The following is a 16,225-nucleotide window of genomic DNA, read 5'->3' as shown; positions in this document are numbered from 1 at the left end:
ATGACGACTGGTGACAGCACGGCCCACGGCGGGCTGCAGCAGCCTCGGGGGATCAGCGGCCTGATCCGTGACCGGTTCGGCGGACTTCCGAGCTCGTTCACGATTCTGTGGGCCGGCACTCTGGTGAACCGCGCCGGAACCTTCGTCGCCCCGTTCCTGGTTTTGTATCTCACCCAGCACCGGCACGTATCCGGCTCGTACGTGACCCCCATCCTGATCGGATACGGCGTGGGCGTCCTGGCGAGCAGTCCCATCGGAGGACTGCTCGCCGACCGGCTGGGTCGCCGTCCGACCATGGTTTTCGGCTTGGCGTCCGCCGCCTCTTGCCAACTGATGCTGGCCGTGGCCGATTCGACAGCGGTCATCGCACTGTTGATCGTGTTCCTGGGACTCGCCAGCGATCTGTACCGCCCGGCCGCCAATGCCCTGGTGGCCGATGTGGTACCCGCAGACGACCGGCCGCGCGCCTACGGCCTACTCCACTGGGCAACCAACTTGGGAGTCCCGGTCGCCGCACTGGGCGCAGGCTGGTTCGCCTCGCACAACTGGACCGTCCTGTTCCTCGTGGATGCCGCCACCGCCCTGGTCTTCGCCGGCCTGGTTCTTTGGAAGGTCCCCGCCAACCCACCCACTCCTGATGAAGCCGGACAGGCTGCTCAGAACCCGGCCGAGCCGGTCAAACTGTGGCAGGACCGCGGACTCCTGGGTGCCTGTGCCATCAGTCTGGTGGCGTTCGCGATCTACTTCCAAAGCACCTATGCCGTGCCCCTTCAGGTCGTCAGCAGCGGACTGCGCTCCTTCGACTACGGGATCATGATGGCGACGAACGGCGTGCTGATCGCCGTGGTGCAGCCACTGCTCGGGCCGACACTGTCGAGGATCCCCCGCCAGTGGGGTCTTGGCGCGGGCCTGCTGCTGGTAGGCGGCGGGATCGCGCTGACCGGAGTCGCAACCAACCTGCCAGTGCTGCTGTTCTCCGTGGCAGTGTGGAGTCTTGGCGAAATCGCTCTGGCCGCACTGCTGCCTGCTGTCGTCGCCGAGTTGGCCCCTGCCGAAGCACGCGGGCGGTACATGGGGGCATTCGGCGCCAGCCTCGGCTTGGCTGGGGTGGTCGCTCCCCTCGGCGTCAGCTTGTTCGAGACGGAACCGTCTCTACTGTGGACAGTGTGTGTTGGGGCCGCTGTACTACTTGCAGTCGTACAGGGGCGCTTCTTCGGCGGAAACGCCGCTGTTGCCGCCGCCGACCACAACGGAAGCATCAACGTCCCGGGGAAAGAAGAATGTTGAACAGCCACCCCCGCATCTCCGACGTCGCCGAGGCCTGGCGGTCGCTCGATCCTCGACGTTCCCTCTTGAACGCCCCTGAATGGGTAGAGACGTCCGAGGACGACAGCCCCGACTCGGCCAGGTACGCGGTACACCATGATGCGGATGGCCAGCCCAATGCCAGCGTCGCAGTGTTCCGGGTCGACGGGAACATGTTCCGTAACTACGACCCGGTCGAGGTGTTGCTCGACTGCCCCGAGGATGCCCACGAGAACGTGGCCCCGGAGGAGGTGGCACGGCTCACCGCCCTGCAGGACGAAGCCTCCGCTCTGCTCCGGGATGCCATGCGCCCGGCTGCGGTCTGCATGCTCCCCGGCGCATACCTGCCCGGGATCATCCGGACCGCGACAGATGCGCAGACGATTCACGAACTACTCGACACACTCGACCGGGCAGCACAGGACTGGGGGGCACGATCCACCGCGGTCATGCACGTGCCGGCCGAGGACAGCCAGCTCGACCAGATCCTGCGCGAGCGCGGCTACGTGTCCAGCACGGTCACAGCCCAGTGCGTCATCCCCGTCCCCGGGAAGAGTTTCGAGGACTACCTCGCCACGTTCGGCCGCAAGCGGCGATACAAGATCCTGCGTGAACGCCGGGTCTTCGCCGAATCCGGGATCAAGACCCGCTGGGCGGGGCCGGAAGTCCTGGAGGACGAGGCGATGGTGGCAGAGATGGGCCGACTGCAGTCCGAGCAGTTGCGTCAGTACGGTCATGACATTCCCACGGAACGCATGGTCGCCTTGCTCAGGCGGATCAAGGAACACCTCTCCCCGTGGTGCCGCGTCCTCGTGGCCGAGCGTGACGGCGTGATGGAGGCTTTCGTGCTCTCGTACGCGGACGCCGAATCGCTCTACCCGAAGATGGTGGGCTGGTCCGACTACGCACAGCGGAACTTCGCCTACTTCAACATGGTCTACTACGAGCAGGTCGCCTACGCGTCGGAGCAGGGACTCTCTCAGATCGTGGCTGGCCCGGAGACGTACGACGCGAAGGTGCACCGTGGTGGTGTGCTCCATCAGCGGCGGATGTACGTCCGTGCCATGGAGCAGGAGACCAGCGTCCTGGTTTCGCTGGCCGAAGCCCTCGACCGCGTTCACCAGGCCCGCCTGAACGCCTACGTCTCCTAGTCGCGCCCCCGAGGACACGAGCACGGCGATACGGGCCGCGCCCGTACGTTCGACGAGTGTCGAGAATCCGGGTACTTCCGCCAACACGTCTGCGCCAAAGTCGTATTGATGTGGCGCTACCCGACGCGAGGGCGAGTTTCGATCTCCGTAAACTGTCCGCGTGGCCGACTAGGCGACAGAGCCTCACGTGATCGACCGCTGGAGTCACGCTCTGGTGGTCGACCCGCCAGGCAGGCAGTAGTCAACAAGCGAGAGGAGGGAGGGGCACCTCTTCCTGGCCGGAAGGCCAGGTACTGAGCCCCGGATCCCGATGAACCACAGCTCCAGTGCCCGTGATCTGCCAACCCAGTACGCCCCGGCCGAGGTAGAAGCGAAGCTTTACGAGCACTGGGTAGCCGCGGGCTACTTCGAGGCGGACGTCGAGAACGACAGGCCGCCCTACACGATCGTCCTCCCCCCGCCGAACGTCACCGGCTCCCTGCACCTGGGCCACGCATTCCAGCACACCCTCATGGACGTCCTCACTCGCCGCAAGCGCATGGAGGGCTACGAGACGCTGTGGCTGCCGGGAATGGACCACGCCGGCATCGCCACCCAGAACGTGGTCGAACGCGAGCTGGCCAAGGACGGCGTGAGCCGCCACGACCTCGGCCGCGAGGCGTTCATCGAGCGTGTGTGGCAGTGGAAGGAGGAATACGGCGGCAAGATCCTCGGCCAGATGCGCCGCCTCGGCGACGGAGTCGACTGGAGCCGCGAGCGCTTCACGATGGACGAGGGGCTTTCCAAAGCCGTCCAGACCATCTTCAAGAAGCTGTACGACGACGAGCTGATCTACCGCGCCGAGCGCATCATCAACTGGTGCCCGCGCTGTCTGACCGCGCTGTCCGACATCGAGGTCGACCACCAGGACGACGACGGCGAGCTGGTCTCCATCCGCTACGGCGAGGGCGAGAAGTCCATCGTGGTCGCCACCACCCGTGCTGAGACCTTGCTGGGTGACACCGCGGTCGCCGTCCACCCGGACGACGAACGCTACAAGCACCTGATCGGTACCGAGATCGAACTGCCGCTGACCGACCGGCGTATCCCGATCATCGCGGACGAACACGTCGATCCGGAGTTCGGTACGGGTGCCGTCAAGGTGACGCCCGCCCACGACCCCAACGACTTCGAGATCGGCAAGCGCCACGGCCTGCCGTCCATCACCGTGATGGACGAACGGGCGGTCATCACCGCACACGGGCCGTTCCAGGGGCTCGACCGGTACGAGGCCCGCCCGGCCGTGGTCGCGGCCCTGCGCGCGCAAGGCCGGCTCGTCGCCGAGAAGCGCCCCTACGTCCATTCCGTCGGCCACTGCTCACGGTGCAAGACCACGATCGAACCGCGGCTGTCGATGCAGTGGTGGGTCAGGGTCGGCCCCCTCGCGAAGGCCGCCGGCGACGCCGTCCGCGACGGCCGCGTCAAGATCGAGCCCAAGGAGATGGAGCCGCGCTACTTCGACTGGGTCGACAACCTGCACGACTGGTGCATCTCGCGCCAGCTGTGGTGGGGTCACCGAATCCCGGTCTGGTACGGCCCGGACGGCGAGGTCGTCTGCATCGGCCCGGACGAGCAGCCGCCCACCGGCGAGGGCTGGCACCAGGACACCGACGTCCTGGACACCTGGTTCTCCTCCGGCCTGTGGCCGTTCTCCACGCTCGGCTGGCCGGAGCAGACCGAGAACCTCGCGAAGTTCTACCCGACGGATGTACTGGTCACCGGGTACGACATCCTCTTCTTCTGGGTCGTGCGGATGATGATGTTCGGCCTCTACGCGATGGACGGAACGCCACCTTTCCACACCGTGACGCTCACCGGTCTGGTCCGCGACCAGTTCGGGAAGAAGATGTCGAAGTCCTCAGGCAACGTCGTTGACCCACTGGACTGGATGGACACGTACGGCACCGACGCGGTCCGCTTCACTTTGGCCCGCGGCGTCAACCCTGGTACCGACGTTCCGATCGGCGAGGACTGGGTCCAGGGCTCCAGGAACTTCTGCAACAAGCTGTGGAATGCTACCCGATTCGCGTTGATGAACGGTGCCACCGTGGTGCCCGGGTTCCCGGCCGGTACCGCAGGCACAGGTGGGCAGACGCTGAACACGGACTCGCTCTCAGCCACCGACCGCTGGATCCTCTCGCGGCTGAACGCCACCGTCGCCGAGGTGAACGCCCTCTACGACGAGCACCTGCTGGCAAAGGCCTCCGACGCCCTCTACCACTTCGCCTGGGACGAGGTATTCGACTGGTACGTCGAGTTGTCCAAGACGTCGCTGGCCCGTGGAGGCGAACAGGCGGAAGCGGTCCGCGCCGTCCTGGGCCACGTCCTCGACGTCACCCTCCGGCTGCTGCATCCGATCATGCCGTTCGTCACCGAGACACTGTGGACCACATTGACCGGCGGCGAATCGCTGGTGATCGCCGAGTGGCCCAAGCCCGACGCCGCCTGGCGCGACCCAGCTGCAGAAGCAGAGATCAGCGCGCTTCAGCAAGTGACCACCGAGATCCGCCGGTTCCGCGCCGACCAAGGGCTCAAGCCCGGCCAGAAGGTCCCGGCCCAGCTGAATCTGGCCGACAGCGCGGTCACTGGCCACGAGGACGCCATCCGGCAACTGACCCGCCTCACGCCTGCCGAGAGCGGCTTTATCTCCACTGCCTCCCTGTCAGTGGCTGGGGCGCACGTGCAGCTCGACCTCTCGGGCGTCATCGATGTGGACGCCGAACGCAAGCGCCTGACGAAGGACCTGGCAACGGCCGAGAAGGAGAAGGAGCAAGCACAGGCAAAGCTGTCTAACCAGGCCTTCCTGGCCAAGGCTCCTGATGAGGTAGTAAAGAAGATCAACACCCGCCTGGTGGCTGCTCAGGAGGACATCGCGCGCCTCACTTCTCAGCTCGCTGCGTTGCCCCAGAAGTGACCTAACACCCGAACACGGGCCCCGGCCGCCGCAGGGCTACATATCGGCCCCCGACGGGAAGGCACCGCAACGAGAATTCGAATGGGGGGCGGTCGTGAACCGCCCCCCATTTGCCCTTGACCATCCTTGCGAACACACACGCCACGACAGCGAACTCGCAGGCGTTCAGTCATGGGGCGGGATGAAACACGGTCCTTGGCGCAGTCGGCCACAACGTTCTCCGGTACCTCATCACAAACATGCGACTTCTCACCCGAGAGCAACCGAGAGGGAGTGATCTTGGCCGCCGGATCCACCGATCTCGAACTCCCCTGGCCCAACCTGCGTCGACCGACTCCGGATTTCCTGGTACAAATCCGCAGGCCACTCGGTCTTCCCAGACCACAAGATCCCAACCAGGTTGGCACTAACCAGGATGGCTCGGGTCAAGTCTGCTCCGCGCAGGTCAGCGCCACCCAGGTTGGAGCCACTCAGATCAGTGCCGCGCATCCTCGCACCATTCAGGCTGGCGCCGGCCAGATTCGCGCCGGTCAGGTTGGCGCCGCTCAACTTGGCGTTGGTCAGATCAGCGGAGCTCAACCTGGCGCCCTGCAGGACAGCACCGCTGAGCCTGGCCCGAACCAATCGAGCCCCCGCCAAGTTGGCAGCAGTCAGATCAGCGACCGCCAGGTTCGCGCCAGTTAGGTCGGCATCGACCAAGTTGACACCGGCTAGGTCAGTATTGAGCAGGTCGGCGCCGCGCAGGCTGGTGCCGTGCAAACTGACGCGACGCCGCTTAGTGACCACCGGGCCAGCGTTACTCACGTCGGCCCGATTCAAATCCTGGGGCCGCGATCCACCCTTCCAATTCATCGACTGATCCACCGTGAAGACCGGGTGAACCCTGGTCATAAGAGCCCAGAGACCCCCTCTCCGAAGAGGCGTCTGTGGCACAGAAGGCCCTGCGAAAACCGGGTGGGACCGGGTGAGGAGCATCCAGAGCTGGGTGAGAGCGGACTCAGCTGGCATCCTGAACAGCTCCTTCCTGCTTGAGCTGCGAGGGAAAGACGGTGTTCTGCTCCTGCAAGAAGTCAGCCGCTGGCTCGATCGATCGGCCTGGCGCTGCTTGCGTCTGGAGCGCTTCGAGGATCTTGGGAGCAGCTATTCCGGCAAGAATCGCGCCGAAGCCTCCGGAGACTTGGCCGGACTCTCCAAGTGCAACGGCCACTCCGACTCCCAGCAACATCCGAAGAAGAGCCGCTAGGGAATACAGGCCTAGTGAAGCCGCGTTTCGCCCCTTCCACGGCAGCTTCCTGCGCTCTTTCAAGCTCGCCTGGAAGTCTGCGACCTCCACCAGCGCGGCCCCGAGAGCCCCCCATAGGCCGGCCTGCCACCACTGCACCAGCGCCTCCATTTGAGCTGCCCCAGTCTCACCTCCAGGGTTCCACGAAGGCTCAGCCTTCGTGGCGACATCGGCGGATCTCGCGGCGCGAACCCGGGCGAAGGCGGACGTGGTTCGAGTCACTCAAGACGCAACTCCCCCGGCGGGAGCCACCCGTCCAGATATCCCGACACGAGCGTGACAACACCTGGGGGGTAGATCGAGCGGCGGTTGCGCATCAACGCTTCAGTGCTCCACCAGACATGCTGCGAGTCGACGGGTCCACCCGTGGGCTGTACAGGCTCATGTAGCCGCAAGATGATCACCGACATGGAGGTTCGGCGCTCACGCTCCCACGTCCCCGCCGGCCCCGGCCATGACCGGCCCTGCATATCGCCCACGCGGTAGCCGGCTTCGCCGAACATCCTCGCTATGAAATCGCGAACGGGATCGACTTTGGCGAACCCGCACTCCAGAGACAATTCGGGCGGCATCCACCCTCGACAGCAGCCACCGCAGAGGAACAGCCGTCTCGCGCCATCCAAGATCAACAGCATCGCTCGACGCTCCAGTCGAGCTCCCGGGATCCACACACATCCAGCGATCCCCGCTGCTACTCAAGCAGCAACGGTCCAGCACTGGCTACCACCCGAAAGGGCCCATGCCCGACACAGTCACTGAAGATCGAAAGCAGGTGCCAGGCCTCACTTCGAGCGGCTCGCGCCTGTCACCTGCAGAGCTGGCCTGACCTGCACCTCTGCAACCGCAGCGTTGGCAAATCGCCCCCCTGGCGTTGTCGCGGGAGCCAGGCCACATCACCTGAGCTGGGGCGACTGGATTTCGGAGACATCCCACTGAGGCGCGGCCCGGGTGCTCCCAGGCCGTTCACAGCGTACCGGATCGGGCGCGGGGCGCGGGGTGACGGAGGGGGGCACGGGCGGCCGACGGGGTGTCAGGGCGGGTCAAGTAGCCTGCCGGGCAGGGTGGGATCCGCCCCGGCACGCCGCGCTAAGGAGACGAAGGCCCGATGAGACCTGCTGTGCACCCGGTGGGCCGGTTGTTGGGGCAGGTCTGGGTGTGGCCCGCGGCGGTCATGCTGGCGGTGGGCGGGTACCGGCTGGGGACGCCGGACCTGTGGCGGGACGAGATCGCGACGTGGACGGTGGCCACCCGCTCGCCGGGCGACCTGCTGCGGCTGCTCCAGCACGTCGACGCCAGCAACGGCGCGTACTACCTGCTGATGCACGGCTGGACGGCGGTGTTCGGCGACTCGGCGGTCTCGCTGCGAATACCCTCCGTGCTGGCGATGGCCGGGGCGGCGGCGCTGGTGGCGCTCACCGCCCAGCGGCTGTTCGCCGGCCGGGTGGCGGCGGTCAGCGCCGGCCTGCTGCTCGCGGTGCCGCCGGAGATCTCCCGCTACGCCCAGGAGGCGCGCTCCTACGCGCTGGTGACCTGTGCGATCGCGGCGGCCTCGTACTTCCTGCTGCGGGCGCTGGAGCGGCCGACCTGGCGGCGCTGGGCGCCGTACTGCGTGGCCATGGCGCTGGCCGGTGCCGGGCACCTGGTCTCCTTCAGCACGGTCGCCGGGCAGGTGGCGCTCCTGGCGCTGCACCTGTGGCGCACCCGTCCGGCGGCGGACCGGCGGCTGCTGTGGCAGTACCCGCTGGCGGTCGCGGTGGCGGTGCTGCCGGGGCTGCCGGTGGTGCTGCTGGGCAGCCGGCAGTCGGACCGGCAGCTGGGCTGGATACCGACCCCCTCGATGCGCGGTCTCGCCTACTTCGGCGAGCGGCTGTTCGGCTCGGAAGCCGTCTTCTACGCCTTCCTCCCGCTGGCGCTGCTGGCGCTGGCGCTGCCCGGCCGGCGGATCCAGGCCTGGCAGGCGCTGCTGCTGGCGGAGCTGCCGGTGGTGGGCGTCTGGCTGGTGTCCCGGCTGAGCGACACCTCGTACTTCCTCGGCCGGTACCTGCTGTTCACGGTGCCCGCCTGGGCGGTGCTGGCCGGCGGCGGGGCCGGGGCGGTGTACGGCGCGGTGGCGGCCCTGGCCCGGCGACGCGGCCGGGCCACCCGCGGGGCCGTCGCGGCGGCCGGGCTGCTGGCCGTCGGACTGCTCGCGGCACCGGCCGTGGCGGCGCTGCCGGAGCAGCGCGCGGTGCGGTACACGGGCTCGCACAACGGCTCGGAGGAGCCGTTCAAGGCGGTGGCCCGGGAGATCTCGGCCGGCTACCGCGCCGGGGACGGGCTGGCGGCCCCGCTGGGCGACCAGTCCTGGGCGATGGCCTGGCCCGGCGTCAGCTACTACCTGCCCTCGGACGTGCGCCCCTTTCCGGTCTTCGTCGCGCGGAGCGCCGACGACGCCGAGGAGCTCTCGCCGACCGCCTGCCCGCGGCCGGAGGACTGCCTGGGCGGGGCGTCCCGGGTCTGGCTGGTGGTCCTCGGCGACACCGCGGACCCGCTGGGCACGATGCCGACGGACCAGGCGCAGGCGCTCCGCACCCGGTACGGCGCCCCGGACCGGGTGACGCCGCTCGGCGGGCTCACCCTCGCGCTGCTCGACCGGGACGTCTAGGGCCGGCGGAAACGGAGGAAGGGGAGCCGGTGCGGACCGGCTCCCCTTCCTCCTGTGCTCGACGGCTCGGCGCGTCAGCGCCTCCACGCCTCAGTGCCTGAGCGGTTCAGCGCCTCCGCCTCAGCGGCTCACAGCGTGCGCAGCAGTCGGGACTGGATGGACGGCGGGTTCAGGTCCGACTGGAGCGCCACCGGGACCTCCAGCTTGTCCGCGCCCGCGCCCACCCGCAGTACGCCGATCTCCTTGCCGGCCTGCTCGGTGTGGCCGATCTTCGAGGTGTCCAGGGTGATCGTGCCGGCGACGCCGGGGAAGCCCGCCACCACCAGGTCCTTGGTCGCGACGAGCGGGACCTTGCCGCCGAGCCCGTCCTCGACCGAGCCGACGACGTCGCCCTTCTTCACCACGGTCTGGCCGGTCACGCCGTTCTGCGCGGCCTGGATCTGCTTGCCGCTGACCTTCAGCACGGTCGGCAGGATGCCGTCGCCCGGGTTGGGCGAGGTGGCCTGCTGGCCCAGGGTGACGCCGAGGATCAGCCGCTTCACGCCGCCGATCTCCTTGTACGCGGCCCACATCAGGCAGCCGCCGGCCGGGGTGCTGGAACCGGTCTTGACGCCGATGACGCCGGTCTTCGGGTTGATCAGGCTGTTGGTGTTGGGGATCTTCACGTTGTTGAAGTTGGTCTCCGAGGTGGAGACGATCTGCCGGAAGATCTCGTCCTGCATGACCTGCTCGGCCAGCTTCAGCTGGTCCTTGGCGGTGGACTTGGTCTCCTGGTTGAAGCCCGCCGGGTCGGCGTAGATGGTGTTGGCCATGCCGAACTTGGACGCGGTGTCGTTCATCGCCTTGACGAACGCGTCCTCGGAGCCGGAGTGGTAGCGGGCGAGCAGCCGGGCCACGTTGTTGGCCGAGGGCAGCATCAGCAGCTCCAGCGCCTGGTACTCGGTGAGCACCTGGCCCTCGGTGAGCGTCACCCGGGACTCGTCGGCGTTGCCGGACTCCTGCGCGGCCTGCTTGTCGACGATGATCTTCGGGCCGCTCTCCCCCTTCTGCAGGGGGAACTTCTGGAGGATCAGGTAGGCGTTCATCACCTTGGTGACGCTGGCGATCGAGGCCGGCGTCTCCGGGCCCGAGCTGCCGAGGCTGCCGACGCCGACCACCTCGGCCGCGGACTGGCCCTTGGCCGGCCAGGCGAGGTCGAGCGCGTCACCGGAGAAGCTGTAGCTGCCGACGGCGGTCATCTTCGCCTTGGGGTCCGGCAGCGGGCGCAGCAGCTGGGCCACCGCGAGCGCGCCGAGCACCACGGCGAAGAAGACCGTCCAGATGGTCACGCGCTTGAACGCGCGCTGCAGCGGCGAGACCGGGCGGGCGTTGAGGGAGGCCAGGACCTCCATCGCCTCGGCGGTGGTCTCCGGCGACGGCAGCGGCTCGGGGGCGGGCAGCGGCTCGGGCTTGGGCAGCGGCGGGACCGGCGGCACCGGCCGCGGGTCGGGCTCCGGCAGCGGCTTCGGGCCGGGTACGGGGGCGGGGGCCGGCTTCGGCAGCGGCGCCGGACCGGGGGCCGGCTCGGACTTCGGCTCCGGCGCGGCGCCGGCCGGGCGGGCGCTGCCGGCGGAGGCCGCGGAGGAGCCGGAGGCGCGCAGCGGCGCGGGCTTCTCCAGCTTCTCGGCCTGACCCGACGGCTGACCGGGCTGCCCGTTCCTGGTCAGTGCGAGGGTCACGGCGCCCCTGGCGGGTGCGTCGTCGGCGCCGGTGTCGTCGGCGCCCCCGGTGTCCTCCGGGTGGTCCCCGGCTCGGGCGTCCTCGGCGTCCTCGGTGTCCTCGGTGTCCTCGGCGTCATTGGCGTCATTGGTCGGGCCGGCCGCGTCGGTCGGGCCGGCCTTGCCGGTCGGCTCGGGCTCCGAGGTCTTCTCGGACTTCTCGCCCTGCTCCGCCTTCTCGCCCTGGTGCGCCTTGTCGGCCCTGGCAGCCTTGTCGGCCGCGTCGTCGGCCGGCTTCCCGGCAGGTGCGGCCGCGCCCTCGGCGCCGGTCTCCCCGGACGGCTCCGCCGCCGCCTCCCCGGCTTCCGCCCCGGCCTTCTCCCCGGTCTGTTCACCGGCCTTGTCCGCCACCGCGGCGTCCGTCCGCATGACGAGACGCGGGTCGGCGGCGACCGGACGCCCGACGGGCTCGGTCACCTCCGCCGCCTCCGGCGAGGACTCCTTCTTCCCGTCCCCACCTTCGGAACTCCCGTTTCCGGCACCCTTCAGCAGCTCGTCGGGCAGCCGCAGCGCGGTGGTCTTGTTGTCCACCGGCAGCCGCAGCATCGTCGTCCGGCTGTCCACATCCCGGACACGGAGCTGCACGGTCGAGCCGCCCTTGGGCGCCGCCCCCGAAGCGTCGGCGGACGCCTTCGGAGCCGCCTCGTCGGAGGTCTCCGCAGGGCTGTCCGAGGAGGCGTCGGAGGTGGTCCCGGCGGTCGCCCCGGCGGCCGCGGTTGACGAACCGTCGGCCTCCGAGCCGGAGCCGTCCTCGGTCGGCCCGGCGGCCCCGGCCGCCGCACCGGTCCGTTCGCGCTCGCGGTCCCGCTGCCGCTCGTCGCCGTCCCTCAGCACCCTGTCGGGGGACTCGCCCACGTATCCCAGCCTCCTCAACGCCCCGCGGGGCACCGGCGAACCCGATTTCGGGAAGCCGACGCCCCGCCCGTGTACCTGTACAGTCTCCGCCACCGGCGGCCGTTCCGGCCGCGCACACCCCGCCCGACCGGCGCTTATTGTCGTCGCCCGGTCGCGCCGCGGTCTGTTCACCGGTCAGACGCGAGGCCCGCCGCCGCCGGTTCCGCGCCTTCACCGCAAGGTCACGATTCGGAGGCGTACTCGACAAGCCCGTGTGAGAGGCGTCACCCTGTCTCTCATCCACGCGGGGAGGCTTGGATGGGCAAGAGCCGCAGAACTGTTCCCGAGGAACTCTTGCTGCTCGCTTTGGACCCGACCACGGGTACCACGGCGCAGCCGCAGACCCTCGACCTCGGACTCGCCGGGGCGCAGCTCGTCGAGCTGTCCCTGGCCGGACGGATCGTACCGGAGGGAGACCGGATCGCCGTCGTGCTCGCACGACCGACCGGTGACCCGACCCTTGACCACGCACTGGAACTGCTGCGCCGACGCGGCAGTCCGGTCCGCGCGGCGCACTGGATCGGCGGGCCCCGGCTGGGGCTGCGGCAGACCTACCTGGCGCACCTGGAACGCTGCGGCATGGTCACGGCCGTGCCGGGCCAGGTGTGCGGGGTGCTGCCGACGACCCGGTACCAGGCGTCCGACGACTGCACCAACGCCGCGATCAAGCAGCGGCTGGACACCGCGATCCGCACCGGTGTCCCGCCGGACCCGCGGACGGCCGCGCTCGCGGCGCTCGCCCACTCGGTCGGGCTGGGCAAGCACCTGTACCCGGGCAACGAGGGCCGTTCCTCGCGGTCGAGGCTGCGCGACCTGATCCGGTACGACCCGCTGGGCGGGATGGTCGCGCACGCCGTGATGGACGTGCAGAACGGCCTGCCGGCACAGCAGAACCGTTCTTCCCAGGGTTCCGGGGCCGCCGTCGGCCGCCCCGGCGCCCGTACGGCGAGCCGGGGTTCGGGTGGGCGGGTCCCCGCCTCCCGGGTCGGCGTCCGCTGACCCGGGAGACCGGGAGAATCGCGGAGGCCTCCGGGAGCGCGGAGGCCTTCGAGACGGAGGCCTCCGGGAGCGCGGAGGCCTTCGAGACGGAGGCCTCCGGGAGCGCGGAGGCGGGGAGGACCGCCCCGGCCGGGGCGGTCCGCACGGCCCGGCGGGCAGCCACCACGGCGCCCGACACCACCGGCCGCGCACCCGGCGGCGCACGCCGCCCCGCTCGCACCGCCCGCGGACGCTGAGCGACCCGACGCACGACCGGTGGTACCGGTGCCGGGAACACCGCCGGCACCACCGCTCCGGACGCGCCGCCGGCACCACCGGCAGCACCACCAGCACCGAGGGGCGGTCGCCCCGCGACGCGAGTCGCCCGGCGACCGCCCCTTCGCCGTCCCCGGACGCCCGGCAACCGCCCGCCCCCGCACGTGCCGGGGCAGGTGCGGACCGGTCCGGGGGCGGCTTCCGCAGTACCTGTCCGAGTCACCGAGCCGCATTACCACCTGGGAACTTTCGCTGTCTCGCGGAAGCACTTTTCCGATGATCTGTTCTACCGCGCTGCTGTGAATCCCCGGCGCCGAGCTGGCCCAAGGTGACATGCTGCTCCAAGTCAGGGGGGTTGGTCCCAATGTCCGAAGTGTTCCGAGGACTGCAGTTCCAACGAGCACCAGAGGTCCGGCCGGAGGTCGAAGTGTCCGCCAACGTCAATCCCACCGTGCGCCGCCGACGCCTGGGTTCGGAGCTGCGCAAGCTCCGCGAGGGCCTGGGTATGACGGCCGAGGAGGTCGCCGGCCGGCTGATGGTCTCCCAGTCGAAGATCAGCCGGCTGGAGAACGGCCGCCGCAGCATCAGCCAGCGCGACGTGCGCGACCTCTGCGACGTCTACAAGGTGCCCGACGACCAGCTGCGCGCCAGCCTGATGGAGATGGCCAAGGAGTCCCGCCAGCGCGGCTGGTGGCACGACTTCAACGACATGCCGACCCCGTACAGCGTCTACATCGGGCTGGAGGCCGAGGCCTCCTCGATCCGCGCGTACGAGTCCTCCTTCGTCCCCGGTCTGCTGCAGACCGAGCACTACGCCCAGGCCGTGGTCGAGGGCACCCAGCCGGACACCGACGCGGTCGCCGTGCAGCGCCGGGTGCAGGTCCGGATGAAGCGCCAGGAGCGCATCCACGGCGAGAACCAGCTGGGCAGCCTGTGGACCGTCATAGACGAGGCGGTGCTGCGCCGCGAGGTCGGCAGCAAGGCCGTGATGGCCCAGCAGCTGCGGCAGATGCTGGAGCTCAGCCAGCGCCCGAACATCACCATCCAGGTGATCCCGTTCTCGCACGGTGCCCATCCCGGCATGACCGGGACATTCTCGCTGCTGGAGTTCCCCGAGTCAGCCGATTCCACGGTTGTCTACTTCGAAGGTGTGACGAGCGATCTCTACCTGGAGAAGGAGGCGGACGTGCGCCGCTATACCGGTCTGTACGACTACCTGAGGGCGGCCGCGCTCGGTGTCGCGGAGAGCCGGTCGCTGATAGCAGACATCGAGAAGGAATTCCACGAATGATCACCCCGTCCGAGTACGGAACCCGTTGGCGCAAGAGCAGTCACAGCGGCGGCCAAGGCGCCTGTGTGGAGATAGCCGCCCCAGGCGCGGGGGAGGTCGCCGTCCGGGACTCCAAGGACCCCCGCGGACCCCAGCTGCGCTTCTCGACCGAGGCCTGGAACGCCTTCGCCTCGGCCGCGGCGGGCGGCGCCTTCGGCGAGCTCCCCGGCTGACCGGCCCACCCGGTTCCGTACCCGGACCAGTTGCCCGTAGCGGTGTCCGTCGCCCCCCGGCGGCGGCCGGCGCTACGGGCAACTCCCTTTCCGGGCCCTCCGGATCAGCTCCGAGAGCTCCGAGGGCGCCGAGGGCCCCGGATCAGCCCGTCACCGGGTAGCGGGCGGCCCAGTTGACGCCCTCCGCGGTCCGCCGGTCGTGCAGTTCGGGGCCGTGCACCAGCTCCAGCACGAAGTCGTCGGCGAGTTCGAGGATCGCCCCGCGCCCTTCGAGCCCGGCCAGCAGGCCCGGCGGCAGCGCGGTGTCCCCGTGCAGCGCCCCGAGCAGGTTGCCGCAGATCGCGCCGGTGGAGTCGCTGTCCCCGGAGTGGTTGACGGCGAGCAGCAGGCCCGAGCGCACGTCGTGCGCGACCAGGGCGCAGTAGACCCCGATCGCCAGCGCCTCCTCGGCCACCCAGCCCTCCCCCAGCGCCTCGACCCGGTCCGCGGACGGCTCGCCGGCCCGCACCGCGTCCAGGGCGGCCCGCAGCGCCGCGGTGGTCTCCTCGTGCGCCGGCCGCTCGGAGAGCAGGGCGAGCGCGAGGTGGACGCCCTCCTCCAGGGTGCCGCCGCGGGCGACGGACTGGACGATCACCGCGAACGCGCCCGCCGCGAGGTAGCCGGTGGGGTGGCCGTGGGTGAGCACCGAGCACTCCACCGCGAGCTGGAACACCAGGCCCGGCTCCCAGGTGGTGAGCAGCCCGAAGGGCGCCGCCCGCACCACCGTGCCGCAGGCCTTGGAGTGCGGGTTCTTGGGGGCCTCCAGGGTGCCGAGCCGCTCGGCGTCGGCCCCGCCGAGGCCGGACAGGCAGCCCTGCCCGGGGGCGCGCTGGGCGTACAGCCACTCCTCGCGGCCGAGCCAGCCGAGGTCGGGGCGGCGCTCGTCCGGGCCCCAGTCGCGCTGGGTGGCGGCCCAGCGCAGGTAGGCCAGGTGCAGGTCGGTGGGCGGGTGCCAGCTGCCGGTGTCCCGGCGGATGTGGGCGCGGATCAGCCCGTCGACGGTGAACAGGCTGAGCTGGGTGTCGTCGGTGACGGCGCCGGTGCGCCCGTACGCGGGGACGTAGCCGGTGACGCCCTGGGGGCCGTGCTGGGCCCGGATCTTCTCCAGCGACTCGAACTCGACGCCGGCACCGAGCGCGTCGCCGATGGCACCGCCGAGCAGACAGCCCCGCACCCGGCTGCGGTAGTCCTGCTGCTGGGCGCGTGACCACAGTGGCATCACGACGGGGCGCCTTTCCTCGGGTGTGGGGGCCGCGCGACGCTCGGCCGGGCGCGCGCCCTCGCACTGTATTCGAAGAGCCGATCGAATCGGCCCCGTCCCCCGAGTTCGGCGCCCCTCCCGCCCCCGGGGGTCCGGCTCCTCCATCCCGTCCTCCGGAGTTCGGCGCCCCCGTCCCGGTCCCCGTGAATACGCCTCCGTCCCGGCCCCCGTACGGACGGCGG

11 protein-coding genes are annotated in these 16,225 nt (G+C 69.9%); 7 read left to right on the top strand and 4 right to left on the bottom strand.

Features of this window, described 5'->3' with window-relative positions:
• The 3 genes from ACFY0X_RS05950 to ACFY0X_RS05940 all read left to right on the top strand — a co-directional run bounded on the left by ACFY0X_RS05950 (nt 1) and on the right by ACFY0X_RS05940 (nt 5,409).
• Nucleotides 1-1,287, top strand: coding sequence for an MDR family MFS transporter (locus ACFY0X_RS05950; protein ID WP_387749396.1), 1,287 nt, complete (start codon nt 1-3; stop codon nt 1,285-1,287).
• Nucleotides 1,281-2,456, top strand: coding sequence for a GNAT family N-acetyltransferase (locus tag ACFY0X_RS05945; RefSeq protein ID WP_387749393.1), 1,176 nt, complete (start codon nt 1,281-1,283; stop codon nt 2,454-2,456). The genes ACFY0X_RS05950 and ACFY0X_RS05945 overlap by 7 nt, the downstream gene beginning before the upstream one ends.
• A 310-nt stretch (nt 2,457-2,766) precedes the next feature.
• A complete protein-coding gene (locus ACFY0X_RS05940; protein ID WP_387749390.1) occupies nt 2,767-5,409 on the top strand; it encodes a valine--tRNA ligase in 2,643 nt (880 codons plus the stop codon).
• A gap of 249 nt (nt 5,410-5,658) precedes the next feature.
• On the opposite strand, the gene ACFY0X_RS05935 is transcribed toward ACFY0X_RS05940, so the two are convergent.
• Both ACFY0X_RS05935 and ACFY0X_RS05930 read right to left on the bottom strand, forming a co-directional pair.
• Nucleotides 5,659-6,300, bottom strand: a complete 642-nt coding sequence (locus tag ACFY0X_RS05935) for a pentapeptide repeat-containing protein (protein WP_387749387.1) — start codon at nt 6,298-6,300, stop codon at nt 5,659-5,661.
• Nucleotides 6,301-6,406: 106 nt separating this feature from the next.
• Entirely contained in the window at nt 6,407-6,802 is a 396-nt protein-coding gene (locus ACFY0X_RS05930; protein WP_387749384.1) for a hypothetical protein, read from the bottom strand.
• Nucleotides 6,803-7,796: 994 nt separating this feature from the next.
• Between ACFY0X_RS05930 and ACFY0X_RS05925 the strand changes: the two genes are divergently transcribed.
• A complete protein-coding gene (locus tag ACFY0X_RS05925; protein ID WP_387749381.1) occupies nt 7,797-9,335 on the top strand; it encodes a glycosyltransferase family 39 protein in 1,539 nt (512 codons plus the stop codon).
• A gap of 128 nt (nt 9,336-9,463) precedes the next feature.
• On the opposite strand, the gene ACFY0X_RS05920 is transcribed toward ACFY0X_RS05925, so the two are convergent.
• On the bottom strand, nt 9,464-11,947 hold the full coding sequence (locus ACFY0X_RS05920; RefSeq protein WP_387749379.1) for a D-alanyl-D-alanine carboxypeptidase family protein: 2,484 nt from the start codon (nt 11,945-11,947) through the stop codon (nt 9,464-9,466).
• A 297-nt stretch (nt 11,948-12,244) separates the two neighbouring features.
• Here ACFY0X_RS05920 and ACFY0X_RS05915 point away from each other — a divergent pair, with 297 nt between their 5' ends.
• The 3 genes from ACFY0X_RS05915 (at nt 12,245) to ACFY0X_RS05905 (ending at nt 14,743) form a co-directional block, all read left to right on the top strand.
• Entirely contained in the window at nt 12,245-12,985 is a 741-nt protein-coding gene (locus ACFY0X_RS05915; RefSeq protein WP_387749377.1) for a GPP34 family phosphoprotein, read from the top strand.
• 682 nt (nt 12,986-13,667) lie between these two features.
• The gene (locus ACFY0X_RS05910) at nt 13,668-14,531 is read left to right on the top strand and encodes a helix-turn-helix domain-containing protein (protein ID WP_387749374.1); all 864 of its coding nucleotides are present in this window, start codon (nt 13,668-13,670) and stop codon (nt 14,529-14,531) included.
• Nucleotides 14,528-14,743, top strand: a complete 216-nt coding sequence (locus ACFY0X_RS05905) for a DUF397 domain-containing protein (protein ID WP_387749371.1) — start codon at nt 14,528-14,530, stop codon at nt 14,741-14,743. The genes ACFY0X_RS05910 and ACFY0X_RS05905 overlap by 4 nt, the downstream gene beginning before the upstream one ends.
• A gap of 142 nt (nt 14,744-14,885) precedes the next feature.
• Here ACFY0X_RS05905 and ACFY0X_RS05900 read toward each other — a convergent pair whose 3' ends face one another.
• Nucleotides 14,886-16,001, bottom strand: a complete 1,116-nt coding sequence (locus tag ACFY0X_RS05900) for an ADP-ribosylglycohydrolase family protein (protein ID WP_387749368.1) — start codon at nt 15,999-16,001, stop codon at nt 14,886-14,888.
• Between the last annotated feature and the right edge of the window lie 224 nt (nt 16,002-16,225).

Origin of the sequence: Kitasatospora sp. NPDC001547 (assembly GCF_042894165.1) — a bacterium.
Lineage (GTDB): Bacteria > Actinomycetota > Actinomycetes > Streptomycetales > Streptomycetaceae > Kitasatospora.
Note: the sequence above shows the minus strand (reverse complement) of the source record. Positions and strands in the feature narration are given on the sequence as shown.